19 protein-coding genes are annotated in these 17,057 nt (G+C 69.9%); 9 read left to right on the top strand and 10 right to left on the bottom strand.

Going from position 1 to position 17,057, the window contains the following annotated elements; translation table 11 throughout:
• Window positions 1–68: 68 nt before the first annotated feature.
• Window positions 69–479 (top strand): ATP-binding protein, encoded by a 411-nt coding sequence (locus tag ACFZDC_RS26490; protein ID WP_391327700.1) that lies wholly within the window; start codon window positions 69–71, stop codon window positions 477–479.
• Here the strand turns inward: ACFZDC_RS26490 and ACFZDC_RS26485 are convergent.
• Window positions 476–1,309: a helix-turn-helix domain-containing protein gene (locus tag ACFZDC_RS26485; RefSeq protein WP_391327698.1), complete on the bottom strand. Its 834-nt coding sequence runs from the start codon at window positions 1,307–1,309 to the stop codon at window positions 476–478. The two genes, ACFZDC_RS26490 and ACFZDC_RS26485, sit on opposite strands and share 4 nt — an antisense overlap.
• Window positions 1,306–2,115, bottom strand: a complete 810-nt coding sequence (locus ACFZDC_RS26480) for a peptidoglycan-binding protein (RefSeq protein WP_391327696.1) — start codon at window positions 2,113–2,115, stop codon at window positions 1,306–1,308. Before ACFZDC_RS26480 ends, ACFZDC_RS26485 begins: the two co-directional genes overlap by 4 nt.
• Window positions 2,116–2,427: 312 nt before the next feature.
• Between ACFZDC_RS26480 and ACFZDC_RS26475 the strand changes: the two genes are divergently transcribed.
• Window positions 2,428–2,811 (top strand): peptidase inhibitor family I36 protein, encoded by a 384-nt coding sequence (locus ACFZDC_RS26475; protein ID WP_391327694.1) that lies wholly within the window; start codon window positions 2,428–2,430, stop codon window positions 2,809–2,811.
• Window positions 2,812–2,884: 73 nt separating this feature from the next.
• Here the strand turns inward: ACFZDC_RS26475 and argS are convergent, their stop codons facing one another.
• Window positions 2,885–4,648, bottom strand: coding sequence for an arginine--tRNA ligase (argS, locus tag ACFZDC_RS26470; protein ID WP_391327692.1), 1,764 nt, complete (start codon window positions 4,646–4,648; stop codon window positions 2,885–2,887).
• Between the two features lie 127 nt (window positions 4,649–4,775).
• Between argS and lysS the strand changes: the two genes are divergently transcribed.
• A complete protein-coding gene (lysS, locus tag ACFZDC_RS26465) occupies window positions 4,776–6,518 on the top strand; it encodes a lysine--tRNA ligase (RefSeq protein ID WP_391327690.1) in 1,743 nt (580 codons plus the stop codon).
• Window positions 6,519–6,583: 65 nt separating this feature from the next.
• Here the strand turns inward: lysS and ACFZDC_RS26460 are convergent, their stop codons facing one another.
• The 3 genes from ACFZDC_RS26460 to ACFZDC_RS26450 all read right to left on the bottom strand — a co-directional run bounded on the left by ACFZDC_RS26460 (window position 6,584) and on the right by ACFZDC_RS26450 (window position 9,856).
• Window positions 6,584–7,810, bottom strand: coding sequence for a DUF2637 domain-containing protein (locus ACFZDC_RS26460; protein WP_391327688.1), 1,227 nt, complete (start codon window positions 7,808–7,810; stop codon window positions 6,584–6,586).
• 99 nt (window positions 7,811–7,909) lie between these two features.
• A complete protein-coding gene (locus ACFZDC_RS26455) occupies window positions 7,910–8,866 on the bottom strand; it encodes a DUF3558 family protein (protein WP_391327686.1) in 957 nt (318 codons plus the stop codon).
• A 114-nt stretch (window positions 8,867–8,980) separates the two neighbouring features.
• Complete coding sequence (locus ACFZDC_RS26450; RefSeq protein ID WP_391327684.1) at window positions 8,981–9,856, bottom strand: DUF3558 domain-containing protein; 876 nt, start codon at window positions 9,854–9,856, stop codon at window positions 8,981–8,983.
• Window positions 9,857–10,070: 214 nt separating this feature from the next.
• Between ACFZDC_RS26450 and ACFZDC_RS26445 the strand changes: the two genes are divergently transcribed.
• A complete protein-coding gene (locus ACFZDC_RS26445) occupies window positions 10,071–11,264 on the top strand; it encodes an RtcB family protein (protein ID WP_391327682.1) in 1,194 nt (397 codons plus the stop codon).
• Between the two features lie 15 nt (window positions 11,265–11,279).
• Here the strand turns inward: ACFZDC_RS26445 and ACFZDC_RS26440 are convergent, their stop codons facing one another.
• The 3 genes from ACFZDC_RS26440 to ACFZDC_RS26430 are packed head-to-tail and all read right to left on the bottom strand — an operon-like array spanning window position 11,280 to window position 12,599.
• Window positions 11,280–11,426: a hypothetical protein gene (locus tag ACFZDC_RS26440; RefSeq protein ID WP_391327680.1), complete on the bottom strand. Its 147-nt coding sequence runs from the start codon at window positions 11,424–11,426 to the stop codon at window positions 11,280–11,282.
• Window positions 11,426–12,202: an SDR family NAD(P)-dependent oxidoreductase gene (locus ACFZDC_RS26435; protein WP_391327678.1), complete on the bottom strand. Its 777-nt coding sequence runs from the start codon at window positions 12,200–12,202 to the stop codon at window positions 11,426–11,428. Before ACFZDC_RS26435 ends, ACFZDC_RS26440 begins: the two co-directional genes overlap by 1 nt.
• Before the next feature lie 58 nt (window positions 12,203–12,260).
• On the bottom strand, window positions 12,261–12,599 hold the full coding sequence (locus tag ACFZDC_RS26430; RefSeq protein ID WP_391327676.1) for a YnfA family protein: 339 nt from the start codon (window positions 12,597–12,599) through the stop codon (window positions 12,261–12,263).
• 111 nt (window positions 12,600–12,710) lie between these two features.
• On the opposite strand from ACFZDC_RS26430, the gene ACFZDC_RS26425 reads away from it, so the two are divergent.
• Together ACFZDC_RS26425 and ACFZDC_RS26420 are read left to right on the top strand one after the other, a co-directional pair.
• The gene (locus ACFZDC_RS26425) at window positions 12,711–13,181 is read left to right on the top strand and encodes a hypothetical protein (protein ID WP_391327674.1); all 471 of its coding nucleotides are present in this window, start codon (window positions 12,711–12,713) and stop codon (window positions 13,179–13,181) included.
• Between the two features lie 54 nt (window positions 13,182–13,235).
• Complete coding sequence (locus ACFZDC_RS26420; protein ID WP_391327672.1) at window positions 13,236–13,712, top strand: MarR family transcriptional regulator; 477 nt, start codon at window positions 13,236–13,238, stop codon at window positions 13,710–13,712.
• Here the strand turns inward: ACFZDC_RS26420 and ACFZDC_RS26415 are convergent.
• Window positions 13,709–14,113: a winged helix-turn-helix transcriptional regulator gene (locus tag ACFZDC_RS26415; RefSeq protein ID WP_391327670.1), complete on the bottom strand. Its 405-nt coding sequence runs from the start codon at window positions 14,111–14,113 to the stop codon at window positions 13,709–13,711. The two genes, ACFZDC_RS26420 and ACFZDC_RS26415, sit on opposite strands and share 4 nt — an antisense overlap.
• Window positions 14,114–14,245: 132 nt before the next feature.
• Here ACFZDC_RS26415 and ACFZDC_RS26410 point away from each other — a divergent pair, with 132 nt between their 5' ends.
• The 3 genes from ACFZDC_RS26410 (at window position 14,246) to ACFZDC_RS26400 (ending at window position 16,894) form a co-directional block, all read left to right on the top strand.
• Complete coding sequence (locus tag ACFZDC_RS26410; RefSeq protein WP_391327668.1) at window positions 14,246–15,136, top strand: zinc-binding dehydrogenase; 891 nt, start codon at window positions 14,246–14,248, stop codon at window positions 15,134–15,136.
• Between the two features lie 97 nt (window positions 15,137–15,233).
• A complete protein-coding gene (locus tag ACFZDC_RS26405) occupies window positions 15,234–16,325 on the top strand; it encodes a CE1758 family FMN-dependent luciferase-like monooxygenase (protein WP_391327666.1) in 1,092 nt (363 codons plus the stop codon).
• Window positions 16,322–16,894: a CE1759 family FMN reductase gene (locus tag ACFZDC_RS26400; protein ID WP_391327665.1), complete on the top strand. Its 573-nt coding sequence runs from the start codon at window positions 16,322–16,324 to the stop codon at window positions 16,892–16,894. Before ACFZDC_RS26405 ends, ACFZDC_RS26400 begins: the two co-directional genes overlap by 4 nt.
• Window positions 16,895–17,057: the final 163 nt, after the last annotated feature.

Genomic DNA, 17,057 nt, shown 5'->3' with positions numbered 1-17,057 from the left:
CCCGTACAAACGCTTTGTACGGGATGACGCACTGATCAAGGCTAGTCACTCTGCGCGACCTTCGTCCCGTGAATGCGCAAACCCAACTGCCCTACCAGCGCGACCAGTTCTACGGCCGCGCCCGCCGCTCCGTCCCCGCTGCCAGGCGGTTCACGGAATGGTCGTTGACGTACTGGGGGCTTGCCGCGTGGGAGCGGTCCGCCGACGTGTCGCTGTGCGTGAGCGAGTTGGCCACGAATGCCCTGCTGCACGGGGCGCCGCCGGGGCGTGGCTTCCTGTTGCGGCTGCGGTACGACGGGGTCGTCGTACGGGCCGAGGTGCACGACAGCGGAAGCGGTACCCCGAGCATCCCTGACGACGCGGACGACGCGGACGAGGGCGGCCGCGGACTGCTGCTCGTCGCCGCACTCAGCGACAAGTGGGGTGTGGGGGAGCGGAACCCCGGCAAGGTGGTGTGGTGCGAGTTCGTACGCCCCTAACGCACGCGGCTGTCGAGACACTCCTGACCGCCGCCCGCCGCGGGCCGGAAACAGACCCGGACCACGGTTCCGGGGTCGGTCGAGGCCATCGGGGTGTAGACGTACCCTTTCGTCTCGCCGTCGTCCCTGACCCTCGCGTCGCGTGCGGGGCCTCCCGCCGTCATCTCGATCCGGTCTCCGACGCGCGTTCCCCACATCCGGGCCCAACTGGACCCGCAGATCCTGCTGTAGCGCAGTTCCAGCCAGGCTCCGCTGGCCGTGTGATGCGAGGCGAGCGTGTCCGGCCGGGCGGCGCAGGCCATGTGGATCGGATCCCTGCCCTCGCACGCGTCTCCCTGGCAGTAGGGGCCGGTCGTGGGCGGGGAGGAAGGGGGTCCGCCGTCGGGGCGTGGCAGCAGGAGGAGGCCCGCCGCCACGCCCCCGACGGCCGCGGCGCACACCGACGCGATCACGGCGACGATCGCAGGGCTCCTGCCGCCCGTGCGCTTGTCCTCTTCAGCCGCAGGAGCAGGAGCAGGAGCAGGCGCAGGAGCCGGGGGCGTCGGCTGCGTATCCGTCCCTGCCCGGTCCACCTCCCGCCCGCTCCACTGCGACTCCGCGATCTCCCACAGCGCCAGACAGCGGCCGTCCGGCTCGCCCGCGAGCCGGCACAGCTCCTGCACCGCCCGGCGCGGCGGCAGCGACTTGCCGTTGAGATAACGCTCCCAGGACGACTTGCTGAACGTGGTCCGCTCCGCGAGAGCCGCCATGCTCAGGCCCGTGCGAGTCCTCAACTCCTGCAGTGCGGCGGCCAGTCGTGCGCGTTCCGGAGACGGTTCCGGCGCCGTCATCGCCGCAGGACTTTCCAGGTGTGCGGTCCCACGATGCCGTCCACGACCAGGCCGGCCCGCTTCTGCAGGCGCTTGACGGCGGCTTCGGTCAGCGGGCCGTAGATGCCGTCGATGCTGCCCGGCGAGGAGCCCGCCCTGCGCAGCAGGCACTGTGCCTCGGCCACCTCGGATCCCGCCAGACCGTTCACCAGAACGGCGTCCTGCGTGCGGCTGTTTCCCGCGTACCAGCGGCTGCCGATCCGCTGGAAGCGGCAGGTGTACGACGGCGCCGCCCCCGGCTTCGACGTCGTTTCCGGTGCGGCGGCGGACGAGGTGCGGGGCGCCGCTGTGCCGTCGCCGTCCGAGAACCGCACGACCAGGAGGGCCGCGGAACAGACGGCCAGCACCAGGGCCACCGAGCCCGCCACGAGCGCGATGCGCAATGCCGGACTCTCGTGCAGTCGCTGCGGCGGCCTCGCGACCGACTCCGCCGGTTCCCCTGCGTCCACCTCCGCCGGTCCCGCCGCGCCGGCCTCCGGCGCGGACGCGCCCCCGCGCCCGCTTCTCCAGACCTCCTCGGCGACTTCGTGCAGGGCGAGCAGCCGGGTCGGATCGGTGCCGCAGGTCCGGGCCATCGCCTCCACGGCCTGCGCCGGTGGAAGCGAAGTGCCGCCCAGGTACCGTTCCCAGGACTTCGCGCTGTATCCCGTCTTCGCGGCCAGCTGCCGCACGCTCAGCCCGCTGTGGTCCTTCAGCCGGCGCAGGGCCACCACCAACTGGCGCATTCGTGGATCCAGTTCAGCGGGCAGCGCTTTCCAACGCGACATGTTCCCCCCACTCGCGCACATGATCAGTGGCCGTGGTCAGCGGCCCCTGTGCCGTCGCATTCTGCACCAGGACCTATGAGACTGCACCGGATGGTGGTTTATCCACCGATACGGAATCGGCCACTCGCCCGCCCCAGCCGTCCCGCCGTGCCGACTCATGGGACCGCGTTCCAGCAGATCAGCGCGTGGGACGTCCCATGAGTGCGTCACTTCTGCGGCAATGCTGGCGCCTCCTGCTCCCCGCCCAGCAGTCTCGTTGGCGAGCCGGCCGGTGCGGTCGGCCCACCCATGTCCAGTCGAGGGGGATACAGCATGCGCATGACCCGGAAGTTCGCCGCCATCGCCAGTGGCATCGCGCTGACCGGCGGTCTGCTGGCCGGAAGCGCGGGTGCCGCCAGTGCGGCTCAGGCTGCTCCGCAGGCGGCGTCGGACTGCCCGTCGGGCTGGTTCTGTGTCTGGTCCGGGAAGAACTACACCGGCCACATGCAGAAGGTCGAGGGGAAGAACGCGGACCTCACCCGGTTCTCGGTCTTCCAGAACTTCCAGTCCTGGTACAACCACGGCAAGTCCTGTGACTACAAGTGGTACACGGAGAAGAACTTCCACGGCGACAGCGGGGTCCTTGCGAAGGGCGTCAAGGGAACCGGCGACGCGCACTGGTTCCAGAAGTCCAACGAGTGGGTCAACTGCCGCTGACCCCCTCCCGCATGAACACCGCGGCCCGTCCTCTCGGGGAGAGGACGGGCCGCGTGCCGTAGCGCCGTACGGCTCAGAGCTTCTCTGGCGTCCGGATGCCCAGCAGGGCCATGCCCTGGTGCAGCGTGCGGGCCGTGACGTCGCACAGGAAGAGGCGGTTCTCCACCTGCTCCGGCGTCTCGGCCTTCAGGACCGGGCACTTGTCGTAGAACGACGTGTACAGCGACGCCAGGTGGTACAGGTAGGCGGCCAGCTTGTGCGGGGCGTACTCCGCCGCCGCCTCCGCCACCGTCTCCGCGAAGGAGTCGACGTGCAGGCCGAGGGCGCGCTCGGCGTCCGCCAGTGCCAGCTCCGGATGGGCCGCCGGACGGGTATCGCCCGCCTTGCGGAGGATGGACCGGATACGGGCGTAGGCGTACTGCAGGTACACGCTGGTGTCGCCGTTCAGCGAGACCATCTGGTCCAGGTCGAACTTGTAGTCACGGTTCGCCGACGTGGACAGGTCCGCGTACTTCACCGCGCCGATGCCCACCTGGGCGCCCCGCTCGGCGATCTCCTCCTCGGACAGGTCCTGGGCCTTCTCCCGGACCACGGCCGACGCGCGCTGGATCGCCTCGTCCAGCAGGTCGACCAGGCGGACCGTCTCGCCCTCACGCGTCTTGAACGGCTTGCCGTCCTTGCCGAGGACCGTGCCGAAGGCGAGCTGGAAGGCCTTGACGTCGTCACCCAGCCAGCCGGCCCGGCGGGCGGTCTCGAAGACCATCTTGAAGTGCAGGGACTGGCGGGCGTCGACCACGTACAGGAGCGAGTTCGCCTTCAGGTTGAAGACGCGGTCGCGGATAGCGGACAGGTCGGTGGCCGCGTAGCCGTAACCGCCGTCCGACTTCTGCACGATCAGCGGGACCGGGTTGCCGTCCGGGCCCTTGATGTCCTCGAAGAAGACGCAGAGGGCGCCCTCGGAGCGGACCGCGACCCCGGACTCCTCCAGCAGGCGGCAGGTCTCCGCGAGCATGTCGTTGTAGCCGGACTCGCCGACGATGTCGGTGTCCCGGACCTCCATGTCCAGCTTCTCGAAGACGGAGAAGAAGTAGATCTTCGACTCGTCGACGAACTTCTGCCACGTGGCGAGCGTGTGCGGGTCCCCGGCCTGGAGGTCGACCACCCGGCGCCGGGCCCTGGTCTTGAACTCCTCGTCCGAGTCGAACAGCTTCCGCGCGGCCTTGTAGAGGCGGTCGAGGTTCGACATCGCCTCCTCGCCGGTGACCTGGGCCGCCTTGTGGTCCAGCTCGTGCGGGTGCTCGTCCAGGTACTGGATGAGCATGCCGAACTGGGTGCCCCAGTCGCCGATGTGGTGCCGCCGGACCACGTTCTCGCCGGTGAACTCCAGAATCTGGACCACCGCGTCACCGATCACCGCCGAACGCAGGTGACCGACGTGCATCTCCTTCGCCACGTTCGGCTGCGCGTAGTCGATCACCGTGGTGCCGGGGTGCTCGGCGTACGGCACGCCGAGGCGGCCCGTGTCGTCCGCGTAGCGCTCCGCGAGGTTCGCCGTGATCGCGCTGTCGCCGATGGTGATGTTCAGGAAGCCGGGGCCGGAGACCTCGATGTCCTTGATCACGTCATCCGACTCGATGCGAGCGACGACCTGGGTCGCGAGCTCCCGCGGGTTGGCCTTGGCCTTCTTGGCGAGTGCGAGGATCCCGTTGGCCTGGAAATCCGCCCGGTCGCTTCGTCGCAGCAGCGGGTCGGCGTCGGCGGCCTCCGGCAGGGTGGCCGAGAGGGCGGACGCGAGGCGCTGCTGGACGAAATCGCTGAGGGACGTGACCGAGGCCATAGGAATGGGTGCCGTTCTCCTCGTGGGGATGGATAGACACGGCCAGTATCCCATGGGGGGCAAAGCCATTTTCCCGGTCGCAAGTGCGTCTGTGACAATGAGGTGTCAACCGTTCAGAAAGAAGGACGTGCCGATCGTGGCTCAGAGCACCGAGACCACCGACTGGGTCTCCCGTTTCGCGGATGAGGTCATCGAAGAGTCGGAACGCCGTGCCCCGGGCAAACCGGTCGTCGTCGCGTCCGGCCTCTCCCCCTCCGGCCCGATCCACCTCGGCAACCTGCGCGAGGTCATGACCCCGCACCTGGTCGCCGACGAGATCCGCCGCCGTGGGTACCAGGTCCGGCACCTGATCTCCTGGGACGACTACGACCGGTACCGGAAGGTCCCGGCCGGGGTCACGGGCATCGACGACTCCTGGGCCGAGCACATCGGCAAGCCGCTGACCTCGGTGCCGGCGCCGAAGGGTTCGTCGTACCCGAACTGGGCCGAGCACTTCAAGGCCGCGATGATCGCCTCGCTGGCCGACCTCGGCGTCGAGTTCGACGGCATCAGCCAGACCGCGCAGTACACCTCCGGCGCCTACCGCGAGCAGATCCTGCACGCCATGAAGCACCGCGGCGACATCGACGCGATCCTCGCCCAGTACCGGACCAAGCCCAAGGCGGCCAAGAAGCAGCAGCAGAAGGCCGTGGACGAGGCCGAACTGGAGGCCGAGGAGGGCTCGGGCGCCGCGTCCGAGGACGACGGCAGCTTCGGCGCCGCCGGCTACTTCCCGTACAAGCCGTACTGCGGCAACTGCGAGAAGGACCTGACGACCGTCACCTCCTACGACGACGACAGCACCGAGCTGGCGTACGTCTGCACCGCCTGTGGTTTCTCCGAGACCGTCCGGCTGAGCGAGTTCAACCGCGGCAAGCTGGTCTGGAAGGTCGACTGGCCGATGCGGTGGGCCTACGAGGGTGTGATCTTCGAGCCCTCCGGTGTCGACCACTCCTCTCCGGGGTCCTCCTTCCAGGTCGGCGGGCAGATCGTCGGCATCTTCGGCGGTAAGCAGCCCATCGGGCCGATGTACGCCTTCGTCGGCATCTCCGGCATGGCGAAGATGTCGTCGTCGCGCGGTGGCGTGCCCACTCCGGGCGACGCGCTGAAGATCATGGAGCCGCAGCTCCTGCGCTGGCTCTACGCCCGCCGCAGGCCCAACCAGTCGTTCAAGATCGCCTTCGACCAGGAGATCCAGCGGCTGTACGACGAGTGGGACAAGCTGGCGGGCAAGGTCGCAGACGGCTCCGCCCTGCCGGCGGACGTGGCGGCCCACACCCGAGCGGTGGGTACGGCCGCCGGTGAGCTGCCGAAGACCCCGCGTCCGCTGCCGTACCGCACGCTCGCGTCCGTCGCCGACATCACCGCCGGGCACGAGGACCAGGCGCTGCGCATCCTCGGCGAGCTGGATCCGGAGCAGCCGCTGGCCTCGCTCGAGGAGGTCCGGCCGCGGTACGACAAGGCCGAGGCGTGGATCAACACGCACGTCCCCGCCGACCAGCGGACCATCGTGCGCGACGAGCCCGACGTCGAGCTGCTGAAGTCCCTCGACGAGGCGTCCCAGCAGTCCGTGCGACTGCTGCTCGACGGGCTCGCCGAGCACTGGTCCCTCGACGGGCTGACCCACCTCGTGTACGGCGTGCCCAAGGTGCAGGCCGGGTTCCCGGCCGACGCCACGCCGAAGGAGCTGCCGCCGGAGATCAAGACGGCTCAGCGGTCCTTCTTCGCCCTGCTCTACCACTTGCTGGTCGGGCGGGACACCGGGCCGCGGCTGCCCACGCTGCTGCTGGCGGTCGGGCAGGACCGGGTGCGGGCCCTGCTCGGGGAGTAGACCGCGGAACGGAAAGGGGCCCTCGGTCGAGGGCCCCTTTCCCGTGTGCTCGCGGTGTGCTCCCGCTATGCGATGTGGTCGTCCTGCAACTGCGCGGTGTGGCGGTTGGTGAAGCGGTTCACCATGCGCTCGGCGTCGCGCTGTGGCAGGGAGATGCCGTACGTCGCCTCCACGTCACCGCGGAACTGGCCGGCCGTGGGGTAACTGCCGTCGATCGACTGGCGGAAGACCTGGTAGAAGGCCTCCTCGTCCGGCTCCGGAGTGCCGCCGCCCTCGCCCAGCTCGCGGGTGCGGCCCGGGCTCACCGGGATGGGAAAGCTGCCCGTCTCCTCCGGGGAGGGCTGCTGGAACTGCTCCGGGGGCTGTTCCTCGTACCACTCCTCGTACTGTTCCTCGGGGACGTACTGAGGGTCGGGTATCGGGTCGTAGGCGGGGTCGTAACCGCCGTGGTAGTCGATCTCACGCGGGGCCTGGAACCACGGGCTCGCTTCGTCCTCGGCCGTTTCCGGTTCCCCGGTGCGCTGGCCGGGCAGCAGGGGGCGCTGCTCGCCGTGAGGTGCCGTCTGCCGGGGGACGGGCGACGCCCCAGCGGCACGACTGCCCACGGCCACCTGCGGAATGAGCTCCGGTTCAATGCCGGCCGCCGCCAAGCCCGCCGGAGCCGTCTCCGCCAGCGGAACACCGTACTTCGCCAGCCTCAGGGGCATCAGGGACTCCACCGGAGCCTTCCTGCGCCAGGCCCGGCCGAAGCGCGAGCGGAGGCGGGCCCGGTAGACCAGGCGTTCCTGCTCCAGCTTGATCACCTGGTCGTAGGAGCGCAGCTCCCACAGCTTCATCCGGCGCCAGAGCAGGAACGTGGGGACCGGGGAGAGCAGCCAGCGGGTGAGGCGGACGCCTTCCATGTGCTTGTCGGCCGTGATGTCCGCGATGCGGCCGATGGCGTGGCGGGCCGCCTCGACGGCGACCACGAACAGCACCGGGATCACCGCGTGCATGCCCACACCCAGCGGGTCCGGCCAGGCGGCGGCACCGTTGAAGGCGATCGTCGCCACCGTCAGCAGCCACGCCGTCTGGCGCAGGAGCGGGAACGGGATGCGGATCCAGGTCAGGAGCAGGTCCAGGGCGAGGAGGACACAGATGCCTGCGTCGATACCGATCGGGAAGACGTAGGAGAAGTTCCCGAAGCCCTTCTTGATGGCCAGCTCGCGGACGGCCGCGTAGGAACCGGCGAAGCCGATGCCGGCGATGATCAACGCGCCGCTCACGACCACGCCGATGAGAACGCGGTGCATCCGAGTCAGCTTCAGTGGCGCCGCCACTCGTACTCCCCTCCCCTTGCGTGTTGGTGCGCGCAACAGAGTGGCACACGTGTGCGGCGCACGTGATACCGGTCAGCCCTTCTTGGCGGCCGACTTCGACGGGGACGCACTGGAGGAGGGGGACTTGGACGCCGACGCGGACGGGGACTTCGACGCCGACTTGGAGGGGGACGCGGTGGCCGTCGTGGACGAACTCTGCCCAGAACCTTCACCGTTGGCCGCCGAGACGGCCGCGACCGCCTCCTTCATGGCCTTCTGAGCCGCCTTGGTGAGATCGTCGGCGCTCGGGGTCTTCTCGCCCGCGAGACCGGCGCCGTTGTAGTCGAGCGTGACGACCACGTTCTCGACCCGGGCGACCACCGTCTGCTGCTTGAAGTCGCCCTCCTTCTTCTTCAGGTCGTAGCGCACTGCCGTCGCCTCCGCGCCGGTCCCCGCGACCGGCCGCGACGTGATGTTCTTCGCGCCGGACACGCTGCGCGCGTCCCCGACCTGCTGGGCGAAGTACGCGTGCGCCTGCTTGTCACCGGCGCCGCGGTTCACGTCCGAGTCGAAGCGCAGCAGCGAGACGTTCAGCCAGCGGAACTGGGAGCCCTTGACGCCGTTGTTGTCCAGGCTGGTCCAGGAGCAGGAGGAACGGGTCGCCGTGTCGTCGGAGCTGCCCTCCTTGCCGGACTTGGCACCCTTCGGCACCAGATCGGTCAGGGTCTTCCTCGACAGCACCGCGCACGGCTCCGGAAGCTTGCGGTACGCGGCCGCCTGCACGGTCGGGGACGCGCTCGCCGACGGCTGCTGCGACGAGCCGCTGCTCGCGGTCTGCTGCGCGCTGTCGCCGCCCTTGCCTTTGGAGTCGCCGGAGTCCGAGGAGCAGGCCGCGGTGATCAGCACCGCGGGAACGGCTGCCGCGCACACAAGAACACGGCGAAGGCGCTTGGCTCGCTGGTCACTCCCCCACTGCCACAACGGCGTGGGAGGTACCCCCTGGGCACGGTCGTCTCGCTGGGCTGCTCGCTGCATGGTTCCTTCACTCATGACGCTCGGTGTTCTTCGTGCGGGTTCCTGCGGGGCCACGGTACGCGGTGAAGGAGCCGCGCGGTTTCCGTTCGCGCGCTTTGCGGGGGCGGGCGGTGCGGCGCCACGGGGCCGTCATCCGTTGAGCGCGTCCGCCAGTTGAGAGGCCAGTTCACGGGCCCTGTCCTGCATTTCCTTGCTGTCGGGGACCGTTCCGGTGGCCGTCGGCTGCTCCTCGTACTCGATGGTGACGACGACGTTGGACGTGCGGAACACCACAGTCACCGTCCGCTGTTCGGCCGTCGAACCGGACGTGTTGGGCTCGTCGTCCAGATACGCCTCGTCACCGAGACCGGTCAGCACGCGGGGCTGGAGATCGGCCGGAGTCGTACCGGAGGAGGAGCCGGTGGAGGAGTCGGTGGAGGAGCCGGTGGAGGAGCCGGCGGAGCCTTCCGAGGCGGACGGCGAGGCCTCGCCGCTCGCGGTGGCCGTGGGAGTGGCCGTGGGGGTGGGCGTGGGCGTGGAACCGGCGGCCGAGGCGGTGGAGGTGGGCGAACTCGGCTCGGGCAGGTCGGCGGCCGTCTCCATGTCCTGGAACAGCTTCTGCGCCTGGTCGTCGTCGCTGACCGCGTTGTCGTACGACACCACACGCTCGAAGTCGACCGAGAGGCGGTCGGTGGCGTCGGTGGACTCCACCTTCCAGTGACAGCCCACCTTGCGATCGGTGTTGTAGGTGAGCGTGGCCTCGCCCTGGTAGGCCCTGTCCCGCTGATCCGGGTCGGTGAGCTGCTTGATGCCGGGCAGCAGCGAGTCGAGGGTGTCGTGGTCGACCGCGCCGCAAGGCTCCGGCAGGCTGCGGTACTTGCCGGGCTGGGCCGCCACCGTCGCCGTGCCTGCGTCGCCCGGGTTGGCGTTGTCCGTCGGGCTCTCGCCTCCCGAACCGCTCGTGCAGCCGGCCAGCAACACCGCGAGGAGGGCGGCGAAGCCGGGTACGTATGCCTTCCGCTGCACGGTCGGGCTCCTCTCGACGGTCTGCGCTCGCTTGGCGCCCAGTGTCCCCGCTGGTTATTCGCTTGCCGCGGAGGGGCGCCCCCTGGGGACAATGTGTATCGCACGCTCCGCCGTGGACGCCGTTCCCTTGTCCCTTTTCATTGAGCTTGGCGTCACTTTTGCGTTTTGCTGTTCTTAAGCCTTTTGTTGGTGTTTCCGGGGGAATGAGGAAGACATGTCGTACGTGGAGATACCGGGCGCGAAGGTCCCGATCCGTCTGTGGACCGACCCCGCGACGGTCGAGGACGTGGCCCTGCGCCAGCTCCAGAACGTCGCCACCCTGCCCTGGATCAAGGGCCTGGCCGTGATGCCGGACGTGCACTTCGGAAAGGGCGCGACGGTCGGCTCGGTCATCGCGATGCGGGGGGCTGTGTGCCCTGCCGCGGTCGGGGTGGACATCGGCTGCGGGATGTCGGCGGTGAAGACGTCGCTGACGGCGAACGATCTTCCGGGGGATCTGTCCCGGCTGCGGTCGAAGATCGAGCAGGCGATCCCGGTGGGGCGGGGGATGCATGAGGATCCCGTCGACCCGGGCCGTGTGCACGGCCTCGCCACCTCGGGATGGGACGACTTCTGGGGACGGTTCGACGGAATCGCCGATTCGGTCAAGTTCCGTCAGGAGCGTGCCACGAAGCAGATGGGAACGCTCGGGAGTGGCAACCACTTTGTCGAGGTATGCACCGACACCAACGGTTCGATCTGGCTGATGCTCCACTCGGGCTCCCGCAACATCGGCAAGGAACTCGCCGAGCACCACATCGGCGTGGCCCAGAAGCTTCCGCACAACCAGGGCCTGGTCGACCGTGACCTCGCCGTCTTCGTCTCGGACACCCCGCAGATGGCGGCCTACCGCAACGACCTGTTCTGGGCGCAGGAGTACGCCAAGTACAACCGCACGCTCATGATGGCGCTCCTGAAGGACGTGATCCGCAAGGAGTTCAAGAAGGCGAAGCCGACCTTCGAGGCGGAGATCTCCTGTCACCACAACTACGTGGCGGAGGAGCGGTACGAGGGCATGGACCTGCTCGTCACCCGCAAGGGCGCGATCCGGGCCGGCTCCGGCGAGTACGGGATCATCCCGGGCTCGATGGGCACGGGCTCGTACATCGTGAGGGGTCTCGGCAACGAGATGGCCTTCAACTCGGCCTCGCACGGCGCCGGTCGGCGCATGAGCCGCAACGCGGCCAAGCGCCGCTTCTCGACGAAGGACCTGGAGGACCAGACGCGGGGCGTGGAGTGCCGCAAGGACTCCGGCGTCGTGGACGAGATCCCGGGCGCCTACAAGTCCATCGACCAGGTCATCGACCAGCAGCGGGACTTGGTCGAGGTCGTGGCGAAGCTGAAGCAGGTCGTCTGCGTGAAGGGCTGACGCCTCCTCAAGGCGCTACTTCGCGTGCCTCACCGCGTAGATCATCACGAACGCCACGAAGTGGATGCCGAACAGGAAGTACGCCAGGAAGTACCAGACCTGGCGTTCGTCCTTCGTCTCCTGGGCCAGGCGGCGTTTTTCCAGGGAGTCCTCCTCGGGCATCACAGCTCCCTGTGCACCTTGGTGTTGGAGGCCTGGGCGCGCGGACGCAGGACCAGGAGGTCCACGTTGACGTGGCTGGGGCGGGTGACCGCCCAGGTGACCGCCTCGGCGACGTCGTCGGCGGTGAGGGGCTCGGCCACGCCCGCGTAGACCTTCTCGGCCTTCTCGGTGTCGCCGCCGAAGCGGGTCAGGGCGAACTCGTCGGTCTTGACCATGCCGGGCGCGATCTCGATGACCCGCACCGGCCGGCCGACGATCTCCAGGCGGAGGGTCTCGGCGAGGACGTGGGCGCCGTGCTTGGCGGCCACGTAGCCCGCGCCGCCCTCGTAGGTGCCGTGGCCCGCCGTGGAGGACACCACCACGACGACTCCGTCGCCGCTCGCCTCCAGCTTCGGGAGCAGGGCCTGGGTGACGTTCAGGGTGCCGATGACGTTCGTCTCGTACATCGTGCGCCAGTCGGCCGGGTCACCGGTGGCCACGGGGTCCGCGCCCAGCGCTCCGCCGGCGTTGTTGACGAGGACGCCGATCGTCCTGAAGGCGGTCGCGAACTCGTCCACCGCCGTGCGGTCCGTCACGTCCAGCTGGTAGGCCGTCGCCGAGTGGCCGGCCGTGGTGAGTTCCTCGGCCAGGGCTTCGATGCGGTCCTTGCGGCGGGCCGTGAGAACGACGCGGTAACCGGCCTCGGCGAGCCGGCGGGCCGTCGCGGCACCGATGCCGCTGCTCGCACCGGTGACGACGGCGATGCGGGAGGCGGCGGACGGGGCGGCGGTGGCCATGGGCTGCTCCTGGGAGAGGCGGGTCTGCTGTCGGCGTTCCGTCCAGCGTAGGCGAGGGTCAGGCGCCGTTCCTCGGTGCCCACATGATCACGGCCATTCCGGCGAGGCAGATCAGCGCTCCGGTGATGTCCCAGCGGTCGGGGCGGTAGCCGTCGGCGATGACGCCCCACAGGAGCGAGCCGGCCACGAAGATCCCGCCGTAGGCGGCGAGGATGCGGCCGAAGTGGGCGTCCGGCTGGAAGGTGGCGACGAAGCCGTACGCGCCGAGGGCGAGGACCCCGCCGGTGATCCACAGCCAGCCGCGGTGTTCGCGCACGCCCTGCCAGATCAGCCAGGCGCCGCCGATCTCGAAGAGCGCGGCCAGGACGAAGAGGGCGGCGGAGCGGACGATCGGCATATGGGCAGCTTCGCACGTGGGGGTGGTGTCACCTGTTCGAGGGCGACTGCCGGCCGGTTCGCGTGGCATACATCGGTACGGCACGCAGGACGAAGCCCGAGGTGAGGTGGCATGCGGATGAGGTCGTGGATGCTGGGTGCGTGCGGTGCCGTGGTGGTGGCCTGGGGCACTGCCTGGCCGGCTGGGGCCGTTCCCGAGCCCGAGGCCGATGTGGCCTTTCACGGGAGTGCCGTCATGGACGGGGACCGGGTGGAGGTCCGGGTGACTCCGAGCAACGATGGCCCCTCGGCCGTGCCGGACGCGAGCGTGCTGCTGCGCTGGTCGGTGCCGCTGGCCGGGCGGCAGGAACTGCCGGGCGGGTGCGTGCGCACGGACGAGCGGACGGTGGTGTGCGGGACGGGGGCGCTGGCCGCGGACGCCTCGGGGGAGCAGATCAGGGTGCCGGCGCGGCTGAAGGCGAAGCCGTCGGAGGTGACGCTGGAGGTGGACACCGCCTGGAACGGGGGTGTCGCGGACAGGAACCGGATGAACGACCGGCTGCAGGTGCTGGTCCTCGACACCGGGGACGCGTACGCCTTCTGAGGGGCCGGGAGCGTCGTACGATCTCTGCACCACGCAGACGAAGGGGAGTACGGCATGGCCGGGAAGGGGACCGGGAGGTCCGGGCTGCTGGCGGAGCTGGCCGTGGTGTCCCGGCGGTACATGGCGTCCTACGCCCTGTTCAACCAGGCCGTCGCCGACCGCATCGGGCTGCACCCCACCGATCTGCAGTGCCTGAACCTGCTCACGCTGGAGGAGGAGCCGGTCACCACGGGCCGGATCGCGGAGCTGACCGGGCTGACGACGGGGTCGGCGACCCGGCTCGTGGACCGGCTGGAGCGGGCCGGGTACGTCGTACGACGGCGGGACGAGGCGGACCGGCGGCGGGTGCTGGTGGCGACCGTGCCGGAGAAGATCGCCGAGTTCGGGCGGATGTGGGACTCGCTGGCCGGTGACTGGTCGAGGATCTTCGACGAGCTGGACGACCGCGAACTGGCCGCGATCGTCCGGCACATGGAGCGGACGGTGGAGTTCAGCGGGGAGCAGATCGCCCGGCTGCGGGAGCGTCCCTAACCGGGGTTCTCCGCGTCGTACTGCTCGCGGGCTGCCCGGACCTCCTCGAAGTGGGTTTCCGCCCACTCCTTCACCGCGGTGAGCAGGCCGGCGAGGCTGCGGCCGAGCGGGGTGAGTTCGTAGTCGACCCGGACCGGGACGGACGGGGTGACGGTGCGGGAGACGAGGCCGTCGCGTTCGAGGGTGCGCAGGGTCTGGGTGAGCATCTTGGGGCTGACGCCGGCGACCTTGCGGCCGATGTCGCTGTAGCGCATGGGGGCGGGGACCAGCGCGGCGACGACGAGGCTGACCCACTTGTCGCTGAGCCGGCCGAGGAGCTGGTTGGTGGGGCAACTGCGCAGGAAGGCGTCGTAGTCGATACGGGCCTGCTCGCGCCGCTGGGCCGCGGTCATCGTCGCCATGGGCTCTCCTTCGGGGCACCTACGCACTCTCAGGTAACTACTTACCGATGGATAGTAGCTCTCCTAGGGTTGCCGCTGCGGCTGGGACATCGCCGCAACCATCAAGTGCCTTGGTTTTCGAGGAGAGTTGACATGCGTGCTGCTGTGGTGACGACGTTCGGCGGTCCGGAGGCCGTGGAGATCGCCGAGGTGGCGGTGCCGGAGCCGGGGGCTCGGCAGGTGCGGATCAAGGTGACGGCCGGCGCGCTGAATCCGGTGGACCTGGCTGTCCGGGCCGGTTTCTTCGGTGGGGCCGGCAAGGTGATCGGGCTCGGCTGGGACGTCGCCGGGACGGTGGACGCGGTGGGCGTGGCCGCCGCCTGGCAGGTGGGCGACGAGGTGGTCGCACTGGTGCCGGGTGTGGCCGATCCGCTGGGGGCGCACGCCGAGTACGTCGTCGTGGACACCGACGCGGCCGCCAAGGCGCCGGTCACGGTGGACGCGGTGCACGCCGGCACCCTGCCGCTGAACGGGCTGACCGCCGTCCAGGCCCTGGACCTGCTGGAGCTGTCGCCGGGAGCCTCGCTGCTGGTGACCGGTGCGGCGGGTGCGGTCGGCGGGTTCGCGGTGCAGCTGGCCGCGCACCGGGGGATCGCGGTGACCGGGCACGCCCGGGCGGCCGACGAGGAGCTGGTGCGGTCGCTGGGGGCCACGGACTTCACGGCCGACGGGGTCGCGCCGGGGAGTGTGGACGCGGTGCTGGACGCGGCGATGCTCGGTGAGCCGGCGCTGGAGTGGGTGCGGGACGGAGGCGTCTTCGTCAGCGCCCAGCCCGGCCGGCAGCCCGGCGCGGTGCGCGGGGTGCGGACCACGGCCGTGGCGGTGAGCGCCGACCGGGCACGGCTGGCGGAGCTGGTCCGGCTGGTGGACGACGGTGTGCTGAGCCTTCGGGTGGCCGGGACCTTCCCCCTGGGCGAGGCCGCCAAGGCGCATGCCCGGCTGGCGGAGGGCGGGGTGCGGGGGCGGCTGGTGCTCGTGCCGTAGGGGTGTCCGGCGGGGTCGGAGGGCGGGGGAATAGCCCGGGTCGGATGGCCGTTCAGGGGTATAGTTGAATAGTCAACAACCTGGAGGGTGAGCGGCCATGCAGTTCGGGATCTTCACGGTCGGCGACGTCACGCCGGACCCCACCACGGGGCGTACGCCGACCGAGCGCGAGCGGATCAAGGCCATGGTCGCCATCGCGCTCAAGGCCGAGGAGGTCGGGCTCGACGTGTTCGCCACCGGTGAGCACCACAACCCGCCGTTCGTGCCGTCCTCGCCGACCACGATGCTCGGCTACATAGCGGCACGCACGGAGCGGCTGATCCTCTCCACCTCCACCACCCTGATCACCACCAACGACCCGGTGAAGATCGCGGAGGACTTCGCGATGCTCCAGCACCTGGCCGACGGGCGCGTCGACCTGATGACGGGCCGCGGCAACACCGGGCCGGTCTACCCCTGGTTCGGCAAGGACATCCGGGAGGGCATCGGCCTCGCCGTCGAGAACTACGCCCTGCTGCACCGGCTGTGGCGCGAGGACGTCGTCGACTGGGAAGGGAAATTCCGCACGCCGCTGCAGGGATTCACCTCGACCCCGCGTCCGCTGGACGGTGTACCGCCGTTCGTCTGGCACGGCTCCATCCGGTCCCCGGAGATCGCCGAGCAGGCCGCGTACTACGGTGACGGCTTCTTCCACAACAACATCTTCTGGCCCGCCGACCACACCAAGCGGATGGTCGAGCTGTACCGGGCCCGGTACGCCCACTACGGGCACGGCACGCCGGAGCAGGCGATCGTCGGGCTGGGCGGTCAGGTGTTCATGCGGAAGAACTCGCAGGACGCGGTGCGTGAGTTCCGGCCGTACTTCGACAACGCGCCGGTGTACGGACACGGGCCCTCGCTCGAGGACTTCACCGAGCAGACCCCGCTGACCGTCGGCTCCCCGCAGCAGGTGATCGACAAGACCCTGTCCTTCCGGGAGTACGCCGGTGACTACCAGCGCCAGCTCTTCCTGATGGACCACGCGGGGCTGCCGCTGAAGACCGTGCTGGAGCAGCTCGACATGCTCGGCGAGGAGGTCGTACCGGTGCTGCGCGAGGAGTTCGCGAACGGCCGTCCGGCGAACGTGCCGGAGGCGCCCACCCACGCTTCCCTGCTCGCCGCCTCTTCGGAAGGAGTGACCGTCCAATGAAACTCGTCGTCGTCTCGGCGGGGCTGAGCGTCCCCTCCTCCACCCGGCTGCTGGGCGACCGGCTGGCCGCGGCCGTGGACCGGCAGACGCCCGTCGACATCCAGGTGGTCGAGCTGCGCGAGCTCGCGGTCGAGATCGCGCACCACTTCACCAACGGGTTTCCGGGCAAGGGGCTCGCCGCCGCGCAGGAGGCGGTGGCGGACGCCGACGGGCTGATCGTGGTCACGCCCGTGTTCAGCGCCTCCTACAGCGGGCTGTTCAAGTCCTTCTTCGACGTGCTCGACAGCGACGCGCTGGTGGGCAAGCCGGTACTGATCGCGGCCACCGGGGGTACGGCCCGGCACTCGCTGGTGCTGGAGCATGCGCTGCGGCCGTTGTTCGCGTACCTGCGGGCCGTGGTGGTCCCTACGGCCGTCTACGCGTCCTCGGAGGACTGGGGCGCCGAGGGGCTCTCGGAGCGGGCCGAGCGGGCTGCGGGCGAACTGGCCGCGCTCATGCCTTCGGCGAGTCGGCCGACCGAGGCCGGTGTCGTGCCCTTCGCCGAGCAGCTCGCCGCGTTGCGGCGCTAGGGGGTGTGCCTCGGTCCCCGTTTTTCCGCCCGTCCACCCGGGTCGGTCGGCCGGGTGCCGGCTCGGGTCGCTTCGGCCGGGTGCCGGCCCGGGTCGGTTCGGCCGGGTGCCGGCACCCGGGTGGGTCGATGCGTGGCGGTGAGAAGACGGTGGGTGCCTGCCC

The sequence above is a fragment of the Streptomyces sp. NPDC007905 genome, from assembly GCF_042959345.1.
Lineage (GTDB): Bacteria > Actinomycetota > Actinomycetes > Streptomycetales > Streptomycetaceae > Streptomyces.
This window is presented reverse-complemented; position numbering and strand designations above follow the sequence as displayed.